The following is a 17,756-nucleotide window of genomic DNA, read 5'->3' on the forward strand; positions in this document are numbered from 1 at the left end:
GTTTTCAGGGAATTTCCCTCTCATTCTGTTGAATTATACGGCCTTTTAACGGGTTATTTTTGTATATTGTAGATACGGCACCTAGCCGTTTGAGGAGATCTATCCGTTCGTTATGTTAAACGTTATTCAGCTACTACCCGATTCGATTGCTAACCAGATTGCGGCTGGTGAAGTTGTTCAGCGCCCCGCTTCGGTAGTGAAAGAGTTGCTGGAAAACTCGGTAGATGCGAAAGCGAAATCCGTGCAGGTCATTGTTCGGGAAGCAGGCCGTAACCTGATTCAGATTGTGGACGACGGTGTCGGCATGACTGAAACCGATGCCCGCATGAGTTTCGAGCGCCACGCCACCTCTAAAATCCGTTCGTCGGACGATCTGTTCCGAATTCGGACAATGGGTTTCAGGGGTGAAGCGCTGGCGTCGATTGCGGCCGTTGCTCAAATTGAAATGCGCACGCGTCGGGCTGAAGAAGAGTTGGGTACACTCATCCGAATCGAAGGCTCCGACATTAAGGCACAGGAAGCTATTTCGTGTTTACCCGGAACGAACCTGCTGATCAAGAATTTATTTTTCAACGTACCCGCCCGGCGCAATTTTCTGAAATCGAATTCGGTGGAGATGCGCCATATTATCGACGAATTTCAGCGAGTGGCCCTCGCCAACCCGGAAGTTGCGTTTTCTCTGTTTCATAATGACCAGGAGATTTACAACCTCCCCAGCGGAAAGCTGAGCCGACGTATTGTTGATATGTTCGGAAAGAGCTACCGCGAGCAGTTGAACTTCTGCGAAGAACAAACCCCGTATGTAACCGTGCATGGATACATTGGCAAACCCGAATCGGCCAAGAAAGCCCGCAACGAGCAGTTCTTCTTCGTTAACAATCGATTTATCAAGCACAATTACCTGCACCATGCGGTAGTAGGCGCCTACGAGGGTACACTGCCCGAAGGTAGCCATCCCTTTTACGTGTTGTTCATCGATATTGACCCGTCGCATATCGACATTAATATTCACCCGACAAAGACGGAGATAAAATTCGATGACGAGCGGTCGGTGTATGCCATCATGATGGCGGCCGTTCGGAAAGCGGTGGGGCTTTACAACCTCTCCCCTTCCCTCGACTTCGATTCGGATGTTAATTTTCTGGCGGGTGTTCGTCCAAAGCCTGCATCGGCTGATATCAATGCCAATCGCAATGGTAGTGCCGATAGTAAGCCCACCACAAGCGGACCGGGTTCGGCACGACCTATTTCACCATCCTGGGCATCGGGAGCAACGCAGCAGCCAGTTAATGAGCGAACGTCTTTACGAAATGAATCGCTGGACAAAGCTGCGGGCAGTAGTTTCGATATGCCTCGAAAAGCAGATCATAAGCCTTCTGTCAATAACTGGCAAACGCTGTACGAAGGCGTGGCAGGCAACGCAGGCCCCTCACCGGGCTCGGTAGCGCAGCCGGAGGAGAAAGGCGATTGGCTGGGACCGGCGAAACCAGCACCGGCTACTCCCGAGCCGCCAGCAGCAGAAAGTGAACCCATTACGCTGGGGAGCCGGGCCAATCAGTTACAGGTAAGTTTGGAATCGCCCGAACAAGATGTTCCTGTACTGGTTGATGATGATAACATTGTTCAGATACAGAATCGATACTTACTGGCCCCCATCAAGTCTGGTATGCTGCTGATCGACCAACGTCGGGCCCACGAGCGAATCCTGTACGATCAGTTTCATGCATCGCTCACCAAACGAAATGGAGCCTCGCAGCAGTTGTTGTTTCCTAAAACGATAACGCTAATGCCGGTAGATTTTCAGTTAGCGCTTGACCTGCGCGATGATCTGACGAATTTGGGCTTTGAGTTTGATGAACTGGGTGCCAATACGTTTGTCATCCGGGGTGTACCTGCTCTGATCATGGGCGAAAATGAAGAGGAATTGTTTGCTAACCTGCTGGCACAACTCCGGGCCGATACAGGCCGGTTGAAATTAGATCGAATTGAATCCATGGCCCGTTCACTGGCACGCCGGTCGGCTATGCGTTATGTAAATCGCCTGAGCACTACGGAGCGAAAGGCCTTAGTCAATCAATTGTTCGCATCTGCTAACCCAAGCTACACACCTACCGGCGAGCCAGTAACGGTTGTGTTGTCGTTGGATAAAATTGCAGGTCTATTTCGCTGATATTTGCTTTAATCGGCATAACTTGTCATTATAAAATGTTTTCACTCACTCCAGTAGTTCGCGCGTTATTAATTCTAAACGTAATAGTTTTTCTGGTTACAAATGATGCAATCATTGACCAATTTGGACTGCACTCATTTTTATCCGATAAATTCAATCCAATCCAGTTATTAACGCACATGTTTCTGCATGGTGGCTTCAACCACATTTTCAGTAACATGATTGGTCTGGTCGTTTTTGGCCCTATGCTGGAGCGAACTTGGGGAGCACAGCGGTTTACATTCTTTTACTTCTTTACCGGGCTGGGTGCTGCGCTATTATTTTCGGGTATAAACTATTATGAAGTACACGATGTATATGAAACAGTACAAGCCTATAGAGATAATCCTGGTTACGATAACTTTCTTGGCTTTGTCGACCAGCATGCGGTTTCATACTACGATCGGTTAACGCCTTTTATTGACAAGTTTAAAAGTTTTCCAAACGATAGTAAAAACATACAGGACAGTGTTGCCATTGTCAACCGAATTTTTTCCAATCAGGTTGATGAGCCAATGGTAGGCGCTTCGGGAGCAATTTTTGGAGTTATCATGGGATTTGGATTATTGTTTCCGAACACTCAACTCTTTTTATTGTTTCCACCTATACCAGTAAAGGCGAAGTATCTCGTTATCTTTTACGGGGCCTTTGAGCTTTACTCGGGCGTGTATCGGACACAGGCCGACAACGTTGCTCATTTCGCCCATATTGGCGGCATGCTGTTTGCATTTATACTGATAAAATACTGGGGTTCACAACGAAAAACGTTTTATTAAAGAATGAGCGGGTTGTTCGATGATTTTCGGAGCGAATTCAATAAGCCCAACAATACGTTGGTCCAATTGATATTAGTTAACGTCGTTATATTTCTGGTACTGTTGGTGACGAAAGTCAGTTTGACAATGGCCGAAAATACGGGCGCTTATGTTTTCATTACGAACCAATTAATGGTTCCGGGTGAAATACATGCGTTTTTACGCAAACCCTGGACACTATTCACGTACTTTTTCTCGCATGAAGAGATTTTTCATATTCTCTATAACATGCTGTTTCTGTACTGGTTCGGTCGCCTGATTGACGAATACCTGGGTAATCGGCGGCTCATGGGTCTTTACATTATGGGAGGTCTTGCCGGTGGGTTGCTTTATCTGGCGATGTACAATCTGGTACCTTTCTTCCAGAGCCAGGCGGATGGCGCACGTATGCTGGGTGCATCGGCGGCTGCTTTTTCGGTAGCGGTTGGGGCTGCCACCTTGCTGCCTAACTACACCTTCCATCTGCTCTTCTTTGGACCGGTACGCATCAAATACATTGTCTTTTTCTTTATTATTCTTTCGGTAGCCCAAACGGCCGGATCGAACGCAGGCGGTCATCTGGCTCATCTGGGCGGTGCGCTGATGGGGTTCGTGTACGTTAAGTTACTTCAGAATGGTACTGATCTCGGACGTCCTATCTACTGGCTAGTGGATGGCTGGAGCAACCTGCTTAGACCGAAGCCAGCGGTTAAGGTGTCATATCGGCAGCGAAGCAACGCCAGCACACAAGCCAGTTCGTATGTATCGGCAGCCGGTGCATCGTCTGCATCGGCCTCAACGCCCGATCAGGATGAGGTCGATATGATTCTCGATAAAATATCACGGTCTGGCTACGAAAGTCTCACGCGTGAAGAGAAACAAAAACTTTTCCGGGCTAGTCAACGCAACTAGTTAGAGCGATTTTTCCGAAATAGAATCTTGTTTTTGCCCCTTATTGAGCACAGAGCAGGTATTTACTATTCTTTTAAAAATCTAAGCCTTCGGTCCCTACGTAAGTATACAGGTAGCCGAAGGCTTAGATTTTTTATAATTCATAAAATTTGTAGTAGCTTCGTTATACGAATATATTTGCACGTCATCAATAGAACAATGAATTCTGAACGTGTGTTGTTGTAAGACAGACGCTTAGCTGCTACCACCATGCTGATTACCCCTGGCAGTCTTCTTGCCACCATCAATACGCCCGAAGATCTTCGTAAACTAGATAAATCCCGTTTACCCCAGGTTGCTGATGAATTACGTCAGTTCATCATTGATGATGTATCTGTTTATGGCGGCCATTTCGGCGCTAGTTTGGGTGTAGTTGAGTTAACCGTTGCGCTTCACTACGTTTTCAATACCCCTGACGATCAACTGGTCTGGGATGTAGGCCATCAGGCTTATGGGCATAAAATCCTGACCGGTCGGCGGGAGAAATTTCACACCAATCGATTCTATAAGGGTCTGTCGGGGTTTCCCAAACGAAAAGAAAGCGAGTATGACTCCTTCGGCGTTGGTCACTCATCGACTTCCATCTCGGCAGCGCTGGGTATGGCCGTTGCCTCACAACTTCAGGGGAATACGTCCAGGAACCATATTGCCGTCATTGGCGATGGTGCCCTCACAGCAGGAGAAGCGTTTGAAGGGATGAACCATGCCGGTGCTACGGATAGCAATCTGCTGATTGTCCTGAATGATAACTGCATGAGCATCGACCCAAACGTTGGGGCTTTGCGCGAATATCTTACCGACATTACCACGTCTCAGACCTACAACAAAGTAAAAGACGAGATCTGGAACCTGCTCGGCAAAATGGATAAACTGGGCAAAACAGCGCAGGAGCTGGTTTCTCAGGTTCAGTCGGGTATCAAGAGCTCATTACTCGAACAAAGCAATCTGTTCGAATCACTTCATCTGCGTTATTTCGGGCCCATTGACGGTCACGACATCGATCATCTGGTTAGTGTTCTGGACGATATGAAGCACATCCCTGGCCCTAAGCTTTTACACGTACTTACGGTAAAAGGTAAGGGCTACGGACCAGCAGAAAAAGACCAGACCAAATGGCACGCGCCCGGTTTGTTCGACAAAGTGACGGGGGTTATCCAAAAGAAAATTTACGATAAGCCACAACCGCCCAAGTATCAGGATGTGTTTGGAAATACACTGGTTGAGTTAGCCGAGCAGAACGCTCGTATTGTGGGCGTCACGCCCGCTATGCCATCCGGCTCGTCGATGAACATTATGATGAAGGCGATGCCAACGCGGGCTTTCGATGTAGGCATTGCCGAACAGCACGCCGTAACGTTCTCTGCCGGTATGGCTACGCAGGGTGAAGTTGTCTTCTGCAACATCTACTCGACATTCATGCAGCGGGCCTATGATCAGGTTATTCACGACGTCTGCATCCAGGAATTACCGGTTATCTTCTGCCTCGACCGCGCCGGTTTTGCTGGTGCTGATGGACCTACGCACCACGGGGCTTATGATTTAGCTTATATGCGTTGTATTCCGAACATGATTGTGGCCGCGCCAATGAATGAACAGGAACTTCGCAACATGATGTTTACCGCTCAGTCAGACGAGGTTCAGCAGGGTAAGCAGGCCTTCACCATCCGGTATCCACGGGGCGAAGGCGTTATGCCCAACTGGCGTACTCCCCTTGAGAAACAGGTGATTGGCCAGGGCCGAATGATCAGTGATGGCGAAGAGGTTGCCATTCTAACTATCGGCCATATCGGAAATTATGCCGTTGAGGCCACGACTATGCTGGCGAAAGAAGGTATCCGTCCTGCTCATTTTGATATGCGCTACGTGAAGCCTCTGGACGAAGCGCTGCTTCATCAAATCTTCAGCCGTTTCGACCGGGTCGTGACCGTCGAAGATGGTTGCGTAATGGGCGGATTTGGTAGTGCGGTGCTGGAATTCATGGCGAACAACGACTATATGGCCCGCGTCAAACGCCTGGGAATCCCCGACGCCGTTATTGAGCATGGTGAACAAATCGAACTCCACCGCGAGTGTGGTTTCGATCCGCAGGGTATTGCCGATGCCGTTCGCGAGTTGCTCTTTACTGGCCGGGCTGTAACTGTTTAATCAAGTATACCTGGGAACACGGATAAGACGGATAAAATGGGTTTTGGCGGATAGACTATCCGTATAAATCTGTTCAATCCGTCTTATCCGTGTTCCTTTCTTTTTTTACCAGTATGAAGGTTTTCAAATTTGGCGGAGCTTCGGTAAAGGATGCTGCCGGTGTACGTAATCTGGCCGATATTATCCAAAAACAGGGTAAGGATATCGTTGTTGTCGTTTCGGCCATGGGCAAGACGACCAACGCTCTGGAAGCCCTCGTTCGAGCGTATGTAGATAAGCGCCCGGATGACGTTAAGGCGCAACTGGCTAGCTTAAAAAGCTACCATACAAACATCATGGACGACCTGACTGGCAACTACAATCAGGTTCATTATACATTCGCGCAGTTGGAAAACTACCTGAAAAGTCCGGTTAGCGCTTTATATGATGAGGTATACGACCAGATTGTTTCGGTAGGTGAGCTCTTGTCTACGCAGATTATTTTCGCTTACCTGAATAAGATAGGCCTTTCAAGCCGCTGGTTAGACTCCCGCCAACTGGTTCAAACGGACGCAACCTTTCGGGAAGGCCGGGTCGACTGGGAGTTGACTAGTCGGCAAATAAACAGTGCGGTCAAAAAGAATGGGGTTAACATCACTCAGGGTTTTATTGGTCAGACGGAAGATGGGCGAACAACTACGCTTGGCCGAGAAGGATCGGACTACACCGCGGCTATCTATGCCTTTTGCCTGAATGCCGAAAGCGTTACCATTTGGAAAGACGTACCAGGTGTGCTGAACGCCGACCCAAAATGGTTCGATGATACGGTCCTGCTGGAACGGCTAACCTACCAAGATGCTATTGAACTGGCGTATTACGGTGCAACCGTCATTCACCCCAAAACGATCAAGCCCCTTCAGAACAAGGGCATCCCGCTCTATGTGCGTTCCTTTCTAAAGCCGGAAGCCCCCGGAACGGTCATTGGCAATTATGAACAGCACTTAAGCATTCCGTCGTTTATTTTCAAAGTTAACCAGGTGCTGATTTCGCTGCATCCGAACGATTTTTCATTCATCGCGGAAGACAACTTAAGTCGTATTTTCGGCATGTTTGCGCAAGCGGGAGTTAAAATCAATCTGATGCAAAACACCGCCATTAGCTTCTCCGTGGTTGTGGATAACAATCCAGACCGGGTGCCTGCTTTACTGAATCTATTAAAACAGGATTTCCGGGTAACGTACAACAGCGACGTGGAGTTGATCACCATCCGCTACTACGACCAGGGAACCATAGATCGCGTGATGCCGAACAAAAAACTCCTGCTGGAGCAAAAAAGCCGGTATACGGTTCAGCTCGTTGTTAAAGATTTGAGTAACTGAACAAATTTATAACCGGGTCGAATACAGCCCGATCTAGTCAATTTAAAACGCCGACGGTCGATACGACAGTGCTTAGGATAAACCCGGCATTGTCGTATCGACCGTCGGCGTTTTATGTAGCCTACTAGGGTTGCATCTGCCCAAATCCACTCATTTATTAACATCTGTTGCCGATAAGGAATACGTTCAACCGCTCACTCAAAACAATAAAACCTACCGGTTACTATTCTCTACCTTTTCAGCAGATGATCTCCTGGTCTTATCAAAGGAGAACCCTGCTAAACTCTTTTTCTCAAAATGGCACTAGATATTATTGCGTGGCATGATCGTAACGCGGCTGTCCACAAGCAAATGGTTGATTCATCGGCAATTAAAGGGTATCGTACCCTCTCACTTTGCATATATGGCGACCGTAATGACCCTCGGTATGCGGTTGTCATGATTAAACGACCCGCTGTCATTGCCGAGCAGCAATTCTTCGGCTTAAGCGCCAGCCAGTTTCAGGCGAAGTTCAACGAGATGTCGGCAAAAGGTTGGGGCCCTTATATCATAAGTGCAACCGGTTCGGCTACCGATCCCTTATTTGCGGTTTCGTTCTGGCCGGTCAGCCCCACACCACTGACACGCTTTGGCTTAACCGAGGCTGAGTTTCGTCAGCTCAATCAGCAACAGCAGGATGGTGGCAACATACTGCGCTGGGCTGACGCCTATGGTACTCCCGGTAACACCCGTTATGTGGCAGTATGGTATCCCAACCCCAATAAAGTAGCCTGGAACTGCGATTCTGTGAACGACGACTTCGCTACTACCCAACTGCGCTTTAATGCGCTCACCTCTGGATGGGCACGTCCTGTGCATATCGCCATTACGCCGTCGCAGGGTTATCTGGAAGTATATACCGATACAAAAGTCAGCGCCTGGTCTTCCCGGAATAATATGACGAGCAGCGGCTATCAGGACGAGTTTACAAAGCACATGGCTAAAGGACTGGCGCCAATCTGCGTATCGGCAGAAGGGTTAGGTACCAACACCCGCTTTGCCGCTATATTCGCAGCCGAGGAACAGGAACACCCCCGTACCTTCAGAACAACTGGCTCTCCATCTATCGCACAGATTGACGCGGCTATGGAGGGGGTTATGAAAATCAATCAACTACGCGGGGCATCGCTGGCCATTGTAAAAGGCACCCGGCTTGTGTACGCCAAAGGCTATACCTGGGCCGAGGCAGACTACCCAACCGTTCAGCCCACAACACTGTTTCGCCAGGCCAGTGTATCCAAAACGTTTGCGGCCATCGCTATCTATAAACTCATTGAGCAGGGTAAACTTACGCTCGATACCACCCTGCAAAGTGTTTTACAGCTTAAAACGCCCCAAAATGGTAACCCTACTGATTCTAAATTCAGCCAGATTACCATTCGACACTTGCTGGAGATGACGGCGGGAGTCGACGCCGGCCTGATCTGGCAGGACGTTGCCGCTACCAAAGCGTTTGGGGCCAAACTCCCCGTAACCCCCGCGCAATTGTCGTCCTTTTGCGCTTCACAAACCTTAGCCGGCACGCCCGGCGATCCGGCTATTGCGGGTTATAGCAACGGCGGTTACTTCCTGCTAAGTCAGATAGTCGCCAAATTATTTAATGCACCCTCGTTCGAAGCCGCCATTCAATTGGCGTTTTTAAGCCCCTTGAACGTCACGCGTGTTCGTCAGTCACGAACGCTGGTTAACGTGCAGGCTGCGGATGAAGTTCGCTACCACCCAAAGCCGCTCAGCACGTCGGTCAGTGTTATGTCGCCCGGTCAACCGCTGGTGACACTGGGATATGGTGAAACAAATATGGAGATTTGTGATGGCTCGGGGGGGTTATCGGCCGCTGCTACCGATGTTGCCCGGGTCTTAGCCGCCCTGAGCGTACATCAGGCTAATCCCATGTTAAAAGATGATACTATAACGACCATGCTGGCCAATGCAGCTGCGGCTTCGTCGAATCCCAAATTAAGTGCCCATGGGTACCACGGGTTCGATGCTGTGGGCGTTACCGACGCAGCTAAAGGGCTGTATTGGGGGTACAAAGGAGGTAGTCTGTCGACTAGCCAGAATACCATTTACTTTGAACGGGATGGGTATTCGCTTGTCATTTGCTGGAACGGCACAACCCCACTGGGTGAATCCTGGTATCCCAACTTCCCATCTGTGCTTACGGTAGCTAAACAACAGGACTGGGGAACCACCGATTTGTTTCCGCAGTATGGGATGCCCAGCTTTTTAGCAACCTCAGCCCAGAGCTTTCAGCTTTCGCCTACCCTGCCGATCAACCCAAAATTGGGGGTAAAACTCAGTACCGTAACCCGCCCGGCTTCGGTTCGGGGCGAAGGCTAGCAGCCGGTCACTTCAATCAAACTGGTTTTTCGAAAGGCATCAAAGCAAACACAGCCTGGTTCTCCATAGCGGCACCAGGCTGTGCCTTTTTCAGCCATTTCCTTTATCTTTGGCCGTGAGTCAAACCAACGTGTCGCCCATGTTTTACGGATATTTCAACGGTACCATCGCCCCTACCGACCAGCTTTCGGTTGGCATTACCGACCTCGGCCTTCTGCGGGGCTATGGCCTATTTGATTACTTCCTGACGTACAACGGGCGACCGTTCCAGTGGGATTGGTACTGGGCACGATTTCAGAACTCGGCCTCCCGCATGCACCTGAAACTGCCGCTGGGAAAAGACGAAACGTATGCAATTGTCATGAAGCTGGTGGAACGCAGTAACGAAGCAATCGGCAAAACCGGCAAGGCTACACCAACCGACGTTGGCATCAGGTTCGTGTTGACGGGTGGTTATTCGGCAGACAGTATCAGCGTGGAAAAGCCCAACCTCTTCATCCTGGCCGAAATGATTCATCCGGTTCCGGTCATTCAGTATGAGCAGGGGATAAAAGTGATTCTGGATGAGTATGTTCGGGAAATGGCCGAAGTAAAAAGTACCGATTACAAACGTGTGATTCTGATGGCCGAAGCTATTCGGGCGGCTCGTGCGTCGGATATATTGTATCAGAAAGGGGGCGAAATCAGCGAACTGAGCCGGAGCAATTTCTTTATCGTCAAAGGCGAAAAAATCAGCACACCAGATCGGCATATTCTGCACGGAATCACGCGAAAAACCGTGATGCAACTGGCTCAAAGTGATTTCGAGGTTGAAGAACGACCCGTACTTCTTTCCGAACTTTACGACGCCGACGAAGCCTTTACAACCAGTTCTACGAAAAAAATACTGCCCATTACCCAGATCGGCGAACTGACCATTGGTGACGGGCATGTTGGTCCTAAATCAAAGTTTCTGCTGGAACGGTTCGATGAACTGGTTAAGACTTGGTAAACCTCAAAACACCTTCTTCAAAATCTACCAAATCTTAACCAGTCAGGGCTTATTATTGGCCCGACAGCAACCTGGCGTACCGGCTGATCACATCCTTTGTAACAATGGCTTCCTGCCCGATTCGACCGATACAGGACAGCCCTGTGTAGTTCAAAATAAACGATTCAGAAGCCGCAACAGTAGGACCGTTGAACAAGATTCCAACCAGTGGAATGTTCCGGCTTCGACAAGCCTCAACCGATAGTAGTGTGTGATTAATGCTTCCCAAGTAGTTTCGGGATACAAGTACTACAGGCAAGGCCAGCTTCTGAACCAGATCAATGGTCAGTTCATGGTTGTTTAAGGGAACCATAAGCCCCCCCGCCAATTCAACCACCAGTGCATTCTGGGTCTCGGGCAGGTTGAATTTTGCCAGATCAATGGTGACGCCATCGATTTCGGCCGCTGCATGTGGCGAAAGCGGTTGCGTAAGCCGGTAAGCTTCCGGGTGAAAATACGATTTTGTATTACTAATCAATCGGCGGACCGTGGCCGTATCCGAGTCGTCTAATCCGCCCGATTGAACGGGCTTCCAATAATCGGCCTGTAAGGCTTCGACCAGCACGGCCGACGATACCGTTTTACCGATTTCGGTTCCTATACCCGCCACAATCAGGCGGGCAGGTAATTTGGTGGTATTCATAGTGTAGTGTTTTCGGCCAGCGCTTTTTGAAGAACGTCTACCAGCCGGTCTATTTCGTCGATTGTGTTAAAGGCATGGATGCAAAGTCGCAATCGCTCCTGCCCTACCGGAACCGTTGGGCTAAGTATAGCCCGCACATCTAGCCCGGTAGCCTGTGCTGCAGCCGCTACCCGACGAGCGCGGTCATTCCCCGGAATGATAAGACACTGAATAGGCGATTGGCTAGTGCTCCATTGGCTGCCCGGTAGTTTTTCGGCTACCTGCCGACGGAAGTAAGTAAGTTGATGATGGAGTTGCTGAAGAGCTGATGAGTCTGCTCTCACCTGGTCATGTGCACAACGGATAGCCAGCAGGCTATGCGGGGGCAACGCTGTCGTGTAAATAAACGGCCGGGCAAAATTGATGAGGTAATCGCGCAATACGGCTGGTCCTACAATAGCGGCTCCATGAACACCCAGCGCTTTCCCAAATGTATGCACTCGGGCCAGCACGCGGTTTTGTAAGCCTAGGGCAGTCACCAGGCCTTCTCCATTTACCCCGTTCTCAGAGCCGTAGATGCCCGTGGCGTGTGCCTCATCCACCAACAGAGCAGCCCCGTACTCGTCGCAGAGATCCGCCAGTTCACGAAGGGGGGCCACATCGCCATCCATTGAGTAAACCGATTCTACGGCGACAAAAATCTGTCCGTTTTGCGGCTGGGATGCGCCTTCCAGTTGGGCTTTTAAATCGACCAGATCATTGTGCCGAAACCGATGACGGGCCGCATAACTCAGCCGGGCACCATCGATCATACTGGCGTGAATCAGCTCGTCGGTTAGCAGAGTATCCCCTTTTCGAGGTAGGCAGGCCAGCAGGCCGATGTTAGCATCATAACCTGAATTAAAAACGAGAGCCGCTTCCGTTCCATAAAAAAGAGCCAATTTCTGCTCAACCTCTTGAGCAAGCGTCGTTTGACCGGCCAGCAAACGGGAGCCGGTAGCTCCTGTCCGCAGGCTACTGTGTTCGGCATTGGCCTGCTGAATAGCCTGCTTAAGCTGGGAGGAGCGTGCTAGGCCCAGGTAATCATTTGAGCAGAAGTCAACGGCTTCATCTGCAATCCGGAGTTGCCTTAAAAGCCCTTTCTGCCGATATACCGCTAATCGCTCCAGCAAAGTCTGGTTAATCGAATCCGTTGAAGTAAGCATGTCGACAAAGGTAACAGGCCTTGTCCGATTGATTTTCCTTGCTCGCGCATCAATTGGTAAAATGTGCGTAAGTAGGGACTTATCCACAATTAAATTGTGGATAACTTTCACTTAGCCGCACAATCAGGAACATATCGTTATTATACGGACCAAAATGGTCCATCAGAAGGTTGTTAATCCCCTATTTTAATAACAATCTTTCCAAATTGTTTGCCGGTATCCATTTTCTGCATGGCCTGCGACATATCAGTTAATGGAAAAACGTCGTCCACCACGGGTACTAGTTGTTTGTCGGTTACGAACGACAGCATATCAGCGAATTCATGTTCGGTACCCATTGTTGTACCAAAAATTGAGAGTTGCTTAAAGAAAACTTTGGGCGGTATAATGTCGGTGATGTTGCCTGTAGTGCCGCCGAAGAAAGCGATCCGCCCACCTGCTGCCGCTGCGTCGATCAGTTTGGCAAAGCCCGGTCCTCCTGCACTATCGATAATAACGTCGAAGTACCCTTTCCGTTCGCCACCCGTAAGCGTCATAAGTTTTTTTTCCCAATCCGGCTCGCGGTAGTTGATACCCCCTGCGGTACCCAAAGCTGCGGCTTTGGCCAGCTTTTCTTCGGAACCAGATGTTACCCAAACTTCGGCTCCGGCCCCCACGGCAAACTGCAGTGCAAACAAAGCGGCTCCGCCACCGATACCCGTTACAAGCACTTTTTCGGGGCTTCCCGATGTATGAAGGCCTGCCCGTGTCATGAGTGCTCGCCAGGCCGTCAGGCCCGCTAGTGGCAGCGCAGCCGCCTGCTCAAAAGAAAGGTGGCCAGGTTTATGATGCACATACGCCTTATCTACCACGACATATTCCGCAAACGTTCCGTTATCGGGCATGCCTAAAATCCGAAAGTCCGACCCGTAAAACCTGGGGTTAGGTCCCCAATACAAGCCTGGATTGATAATAACAGCTTGTCCCCGCCAGGCCGGGTCGACACCTTCACCGACCTCGGCCACCACACCGGCCCCATCAGAGCCCAGAATGGCCGGAAGTTTAATGCCGGGGTACAAACCCTGCTGAACGAATACGTCACGGTGATTCAGAGCAGCCGCTTTAAGTTTGATCAGTATCTGGCCCGGTCCGGCAGTCGGCGTTGGCGCATCAACAAGTTGTACGGGTTGTTTTTTTTCGGCAAGCAGTATGGCTTTCATAGACTGATGGCAAGTAGTTAATAAGTTTGTAACAAAATACCGGACGTTTACATTTGTTTGAACCCGCTTCTACAAAGCTATGATAACTTATCGGGAGGCAACGCTGATTGATGCCGAGGCTATCGCGCAACTCCATAGCCGTAGCTGGCAGCAAAACTACAGAGGTATTTGGACAGATGACTTTCTGGACGGTCCCGTTCTGGCCAATAGGCGGGCCGTTTGGCACGAGCGACTGGATAACCCAGTCCTAAATCAACTGGTTATCGTGGCCGAAGAGGCTGGTCTACTTTATGGCTTTGCCTGTGCTTATGCTGGCGATAACGCCCTCTGGGGAACGTTACTGGACAATTTACACGTTGTCAGCAATCAGAAAGGCAAAGGAATTGGCACGCAACTGCTGAAATCGGCAGCTCGCTGGTCATACAGCCAAAACCCCGACTTAGGGCTTTATTTGTGGGTACTGACGCAAAACACCAGCGCCCAGCAATTCTACCAAAGTTTAGGAGCGGTCAATCAGGACGTACTATCGCACGAGAATCCCGGCGGTGGTGCTTCAGATGCCTATCGCTACGTGTGGACCGATATTAAAACGCTACTTTAACAAAACAGCCTAGCGGGAACAGATACCCCCAAACGAAAAGCTGTAGACCCTATATGATTCGTTTTTTCAACGAGGACGTTCCCTATAAACTTCCTCAAAAGCAGGCAATTCGCCAATGGCTGAAGCAGCAAACCGAGGCCGAAGGCTTCTCGGTAGGCGATCTGAACTATATGTTCTGTTCCGATGAATACCTGCTACAGGTAAATCGGGATTACCTACAGCACGACTATTACACAGACATTATCACCTTCGACATGAGCGAAGAAGAGGGTAAGATAGAAGGTGACGTTTTCGTCAGCGTGGAACGTGTCATTGACAACGCCAATAAGCTGGCCGTTCCGGCCGAGCAGGAAATGCGCCGTGTACTGGCGCATGGCCTGTTACACCTATGCGGTTATGGCGATAAAACTGACGAGGAAGCGGCTCTAATGCGCCTTAAAGAAGATGAGTGGATAAGTCAGTTGTAATCAACCGGCTGTCAGGCCACCATCCAGTTGGAGCGTCTGTCCCGTAAAAAACGTGTTATCGTCGGCACAAAGCCATAAAATGGCCTGGGCAATTTCTTCGGGCTGGCCAAACCGGCCAAGGGGAATCATACGGCGCATGCGGTCTTCCATTGCGGGTGCTGCACTGATCAACCCATCGACCATCGCCGAATTCGTATAAGCCGGGCAAACGGCATTGATCCGGATATTCTGTTTTACATACTCCAGCGCTGCGGTCTTTGTAAGCCCGATCACCGCATGTTTGGACGCACTGTAAGGGGCACCCATCGGCATTCCCCGCACCCCGGCAATACTAGCCACGTTTACAATGCGTCCCCCTACCGGAAAACTTTCCATGGGATTTGACTCGGCGGTCTTCCCTTCTGCTTTAGTTCCTTTCTGCTGTAGAAGCATTTGCCGGACTTGCGCTTGCATACAGTAGAAGACGCCACCCACATTGATGGCCATGATTCGGTCGAAGTCTTCCGGCGTCTGTTCCGTAAATCGGCCATACCGCCCGCCAATACCCGCGTTATTAACGGCAATGTCTAACCGCCCGTAGGTATCGACGGTTTGCTGAATGGCGGCATTGATTTGGGCTGGCTCAGCTACGTCACAAGCCACAAAAAGCGCGTCTCCTCCTGACTGGTGAATCTGACCGACGGTTTCCCGGCCACTCTCTTCATTTATTTCGGCGACAACAACCTGAGCGCCTGCTTCGGCAAAAGCCAGTGCGGTGGCCCGGCCAATACCTGATCCAGCACCCGTAATGAAGGCAACCTGATGTAAAAAGCTTATCATATAATTAAATAGGGATTATGCTCTGGATTGAAAAATAAGTCTATTCTGTGAGTTATCACTGCTTTTCAGACAGTGACCGGCAAAATCGGTCATAGGGCTGAAATTGGCAATTACAATTAGATCGACGTCAAACAAAGATCATTATATCTAATTGTACTTTTCCTGACAGTTTTTATATTTTCAACACATAACCTCCTTTAAATCAATAGATTAAAACATAGTACTATATAAATAAATAACGTTTATATAATTATAAAAATCCTCCTATTAATTCTTCGCGTAGATACATCACCTTGATCGGCAAACAATCGGGGACAATCACTTAAATAACTTTTACTCAATGGAAAACGTTACTAACCGACCTGAAGCGACGCCTTCGGAGGTTGCAGCAGCCAGCCGCCGGTCGTTTCTTCGAGTAGCGGGGGCAGCAGCCGTAACCGGTGGTCTGCTATCTGCCTGCTCAAACGCAGATCAAACAGCTATCACACCCGGTGGCAGTGCCCGTGCAGCGGGTCCAATGGTTGCCTTACCAACCGGCGATGTAGGTATCTTGGCGTTTGCTTATGTACTGGAACAGCTCGAAGCAGCCTTCTACGAAATGATTTTGGCGAAGCCATACCCAAATATGTCCTCGACTGATAAGCAGCTATGGGCAGACATTGGCGGGCACGAAATTATCCACCGTGCGCTTTTCAAAGCCGCTGTGGGAAGCGCCGTTCCAGATTTAACATTCAACTTCTCAAGCATCGACTTCAACAACCGTGCAGACGTGTTGATTCACGCCGAAGCGTTTGAAAAGACAGGCGTTGGTGCCTACAATGGTGCTGGTAAGTACATCAAGAATGCTGACTATCTGACCTTAGCTGGTAAGATTGTATCAGTTGAGACGCGTCACCACTCCATTATCCGCGAACTGCAATACCCGCACTCCGATGCTTTTGCCGGTCCGTCCATCGTGACCAGCGATACGGGTTTACACCTTGCTTACGAGCCAACGTTTGTGCTGCCTATCGCACAGAAATACATTAATGAAACACTCGACGCAAGCGCATTAGTAGCCAGCCTCGCCTAAATCACTCAACTCCAATGAACTTACAGAACATACTTAGCGATATTGAGAAAGTGGATGGCGAGATTTTCGACCGCCTGGCCCACGTTTCCCGTCGGGGCTTATTCAGCTCACTGACGAAAAAAACGATTGCCGTAGCGGCTCCCGCCATTATGGCTTCTGCCCTGACAAAAGCCTACGGGCAGTCAAGCGCACTACCACAAGGCGTGAAAGACGTGCTTAATTTTGCACTCACGCTGGAATACCTGGAGTATCGTTTCTACGACGCTGGCCGTAATCTTTCGATGATTCCAAGTGATTACAGAGCAGCGTTTGAATTGATCCGGCAGCACGAACAGGTACACGTTCGGTTACTGAAGTCGGTACTTGGTGCAGAGGCAGTGGCCGAACCAAAGTTTGACTTCTCGGCAAAAGGAACATTCACGGATACGTTCACCAACTTTGCCACGTTCTCGGCCATCGCGCAGACCCTCGAAGATACGGGCGTTCGGGCATACAAAGGTCAGGCAGCTAATCTGATGCCGGCCCCCGCCATTTTACAGGTAGCGCTTCAAATCCACGCGACAGAGGCCGCTCACGCAGCGAATGTACGCTACATGCGTGGCCAGAAAGGCTGGATTACGGGCGGTACAGCTGCCATGCAGGGACTTCCCGCCGTTGTCAATGGTAATTATGCTGGTGAAGAAAATGTCACGCAGGCAGGTGTTAACCTTGTTTCGGCTTTGGCCGGCGACAGCCGTATAACGCCCGACATGGTTAGCCAAGCGTTTGATGAAATATTGACGAAAGATCAGGTACTGGCTTTGGTTACGCCTTTTCTGGCTTAACTAACCTGACTTGGGCTGTTCATAACAGGAATGGGGCACCGGTGATTCACCGGTGCCCCATTCCTGTTATGAACAGCCTTG

At 49.8% G+C, this 17,756-nt stretch carries 15 protein-coding genes; 11 read left to right on the forward strand and 4 right to left on the reverse strand.

Going from position 1 to position 17,756, the window contains the following annotated elements; translation table 11 throughout:
• The first annotated feature begins 112 nt into the window (after positions 1-112).
• The 7 genes from mutL (at position 113) to NT073_RS03860 (ending at position 10,827) form a co-directional block, all read left to right on the forward strand.
• Positions 113-2,170, forward strand: coding sequence for a DNA mismatch repair endonuclease MutL (gene mutL, locus NT073_RS03830; protein ID WP_297369016.1), 2,058 nt, complete (start codon positions 113-115; stop codon positions 2,168-2,170).
• Between the two features lie 35 nt (positions 2,171-2,205).
• Complete coding sequence (locus tag NT073_RS03835) at positions 2,206-2,985, forward strand: rhomboid family intramembrane serine protease (protein WP_297369019.1); 780 nt, start codon at positions 2,206-2,208, stop codon at positions 2,983-2,985.
• Between the two features lie 3 nt (positions 2,986-2,988).
• Entirely contained in the window at positions 2,989-3,915 is a 927-nt protein-coding gene (locus NT073_RS03840; protein ID WP_297369022.1) for a rhomboid family intramembrane serine protease, read from the forward strand.
• A gap of 249 nt (positions 3,916-4,164) precedes the next feature.
• Complete coding sequence (gene dxs, locus NT073_RS03845) at positions 4,165-6,099, forward strand: 1-deoxy-D-xylulose-5-phosphate synthase (RefSeq protein ID WP_297369025.1); 1,935 nt, start codon at positions 4,165-4,167, stop codon at positions 6,097-6,099.
• Positions 6,100-6,212: 113 nt separating this feature from the next.
• Complete coding sequence (locus NT073_RS03850; RefSeq protein WP_297369028.1) at positions 6,213-7,457, forward strand: aspartate kinase; 1,245 nt, start codon at positions 6,213-6,215, stop codon at positions 7,455-7,457.
• Between the two features lie 297 nt (positions 7,458-7,754).
• The gene (locus NT073_RS03855; RefSeq protein WP_297369031.1) at positions 7,755-9,836 is read left to right on the forward strand and encodes a serine hydrolase; all 2,082 of its coding nucleotides are present in this window, start codon (positions 7,755-7,757) and stop codon (positions 9,834-9,836) included.
• A 139-nt stretch (positions 9,837-9,975) separates the two neighbouring features.
• Positions 9,976-10,827: an aminotransferase class IV gene (locus NT073_RS03860; protein ID WP_297369180.1), complete on the forward strand. Its 852-nt coding sequence runs from the start codon at positions 9,976-9,978 to the stop codon at positions 10,825-10,827.
• A 52-nt stretch (positions 10,828-10,879) separates the two neighbouring features.
• On the opposite strand, the gene bioD is transcribed toward NT073_RS03860, so the two are convergent.
• The 3 genes from bioD to NT073_RS03875 all read right to left on the reverse strand — a co-directional run bounded on the left by bioD (position 10,880) and on the right by NT073_RS03875 (position 13,892).
• Positions 10,880-11,509 (reverse strand): dethiobiotin synthase, encoded by a 630-nt coding sequence (gene bioD, locus NT073_RS03865; protein ID WP_297369034.1) that lies wholly within the window; start codon positions 11,507-11,509, stop codon positions 10,880-10,882.
• Positions 11,506-12,693, reverse strand: coding sequence for an 8-amino-7-oxononanoate synthase (locus tag NT073_RS03870; RefSeq protein WP_297369038.1), 1,188 nt, complete (start codon positions 12,691-12,693; stop codon positions 11,506-11,508). Before NT073_RS03870 ends, bioD begins: the two co-directional genes overlap by 4 nt.
• A gap of 173 nt (positions 12,694-12,866) precedes the next feature.
• Positions 12,867-13,892, reverse strand: coding sequence for a zinc-binding dehydrogenase (locus NT073_RS03875; RefSeq protein WP_297369042.1), 1,026 nt, complete (start codon positions 13,890-13,892; stop codon positions 12,867-12,869).
• Between the two features lie 79 nt (positions 13,893-13,971).
• Between NT073_RS03875 and NT073_RS03880 the strand changes: the two genes are divergently transcribed.
• Both NT073_RS03880 and ybeY read left to right on the forward strand, forming a co-directional pair.
• On the forward strand, positions 13,972-14,493 hold the full coding sequence (locus NT073_RS03880) for a GNAT family N-acetyltransferase (RefSeq protein WP_297369045.1): 522 nt from the start codon (positions 13,972-13,974) through the stop codon (positions 14,491-14,493).
• Positions 14,494-14,546: 53 nt separating this feature from the next.
• On the forward strand, positions 14,547-14,960 hold the full coding sequence (ybeY, locus tag NT073_RS03885) for an rRNA maturation RNase YbeY (protein ID WP_297369048.1): 414 nt from the start codon (positions 14,547-14,549) through the stop codon (positions 14,958-14,960).
• On the opposite strand, the gene NT073_RS03890 is transcribed toward ybeY, so the two are convergent.
• On the reverse strand, positions 14,961-15,779 hold the full coding sequence (locus NT073_RS03890; protein ID WP_297369050.1) for a glucose 1-dehydrogenase: 819 nt from the start codon (positions 15,777-15,779) through the stop codon (positions 14,961-14,963).
• Positions 15,780-16,119: 340 nt separating this feature from the next.
• Between NT073_RS03890 and NT073_RS03895 the strand changes: the two genes are divergently transcribed.
• Together NT073_RS03895 and NT073_RS03900 are read left to right on the forward strand one after the other, a co-directional pair.
• Complete coding sequence (locus NT073_RS03895) at positions 16,120-16,851, forward strand: ferritin-like domain-containing protein (protein WP_012930018.1); 732 nt, start codon at positions 16,120-16,122, stop codon at positions 16,849-16,851.
• A 14-nt stretch (positions 16,852-16,865) separates the two neighbouring features.
• Entirely contained in the window at positions 16,866-17,675 is an 810-nt protein-coding gene (locus NT073_RS03900; protein WP_012930017.1) for a ferritin-like domain-containing protein, read from the forward strand.
• Positions 17,676-17,756: the final 81 nt, after the last annotated feature.

The organism is Spirosoma sp., assembly GCF_026391055.1.
GTDB lineage: Bacteria > Bacteroidota > Bacteroidia > Cytophagales > Spirosomataceae > Spirosoma.

Coding starts and splice junctions, on each gene's coding strand:
- NT073_RS03840 (WP_297369022.1), top strand. CDS start 2,989: ATGAGCGGGTTGTTCGATGATTTTCGGAGCGAATTCAATAAGCCCAAC.
- NT073_RS03870 (WP_297369038.1), bottom strand. CDS start 12,693: ATGCTTACTTCAACGGATTCGATTAACCAGACTTTGCTGGAGCGATTA.
- NT073_RS03875 (WP_297369042.1), bottom strand. CDS start 13,892: ATGAAAGCCATACTGCTTGCCGAAAAAAAACAACCCGTACAACTTGTT.
- mutL (WP_297369016.1), top strand. CDS start 113: ATGTTAAACGTTATTCAGCTACTACCCGATTCGATTGCTAACCAGATT.
- NT073_RS03835 (WP_297369019.1), top strand. CDS start 2,206: ATGTTTTCACTCACTCCAGTAGTTCGCGCGTTATTAATTCTAAACGTA.
- NT073_RS03895 (WP_012930018.1), top strand. CDS start 16,120: ATGGAAAACGTTACTAACCGACCTGAAGCGACGCCTTCGGAGGTTGCA.
- NT073_RS03880 (WP_297369045.1), top strand. CDS start 13,972: ATGATAACTTATCGGGAGGCAACGCTGATTGATGCCGAGGCTATCGCG.
- NT073_RS03860 (WP_297369180.1), top strand. CDS start 9,976: ATGTTTTACGGATATTTCAACGGTACCATCGCCCCTACCGACCAGCTT.
- dxs (WP_297369025.1), top strand. CDS start 4,165: ATGCTGATTACCCCTGGCAGTCTTCTTGCCACCATCAATACGCCCGAA.
- NT073_RS03890 (WP_297369050.1), bottom strand. CDS start 15,779: ATGATAAGCTTTTTACATCAGGTTGCCTTCATTACGGGTGCTGGATCA.
- ybeY (WP_297369048.1), top strand. CDS start 14,547: ATGATTCGTTTTTTCAACGAGGACGTTCCCTATAAACTTCCTCAAAAG.
- bioD (WP_297369034.1), bottom strand. CDS start 11,509: ATGAATACCACCAAATTACCTGCCCGCCTGATTGTGGCGGGTATAGGA.
- NT073_RS03850 (WP_297369028.1), top strand. CDS start 6,213: ATGAAGGTTTTCAAATTTGGCGGAGCTTCGGTAAAGGATGCTGCCGGT.
- NT073_RS03900 (WP_012930017.1), top strand. CDS start 16,866: ATGAACTTACAGAACATACTTAGCGATATTGAGAAAGTGGATGGCGAG.
- NT073_RS03855 (WP_297369031.1), top strand. CDS start 7,755: ATGGCACTAGATATTATTGCGTGGCATGATCGTAACGCGGCTGTCCAC.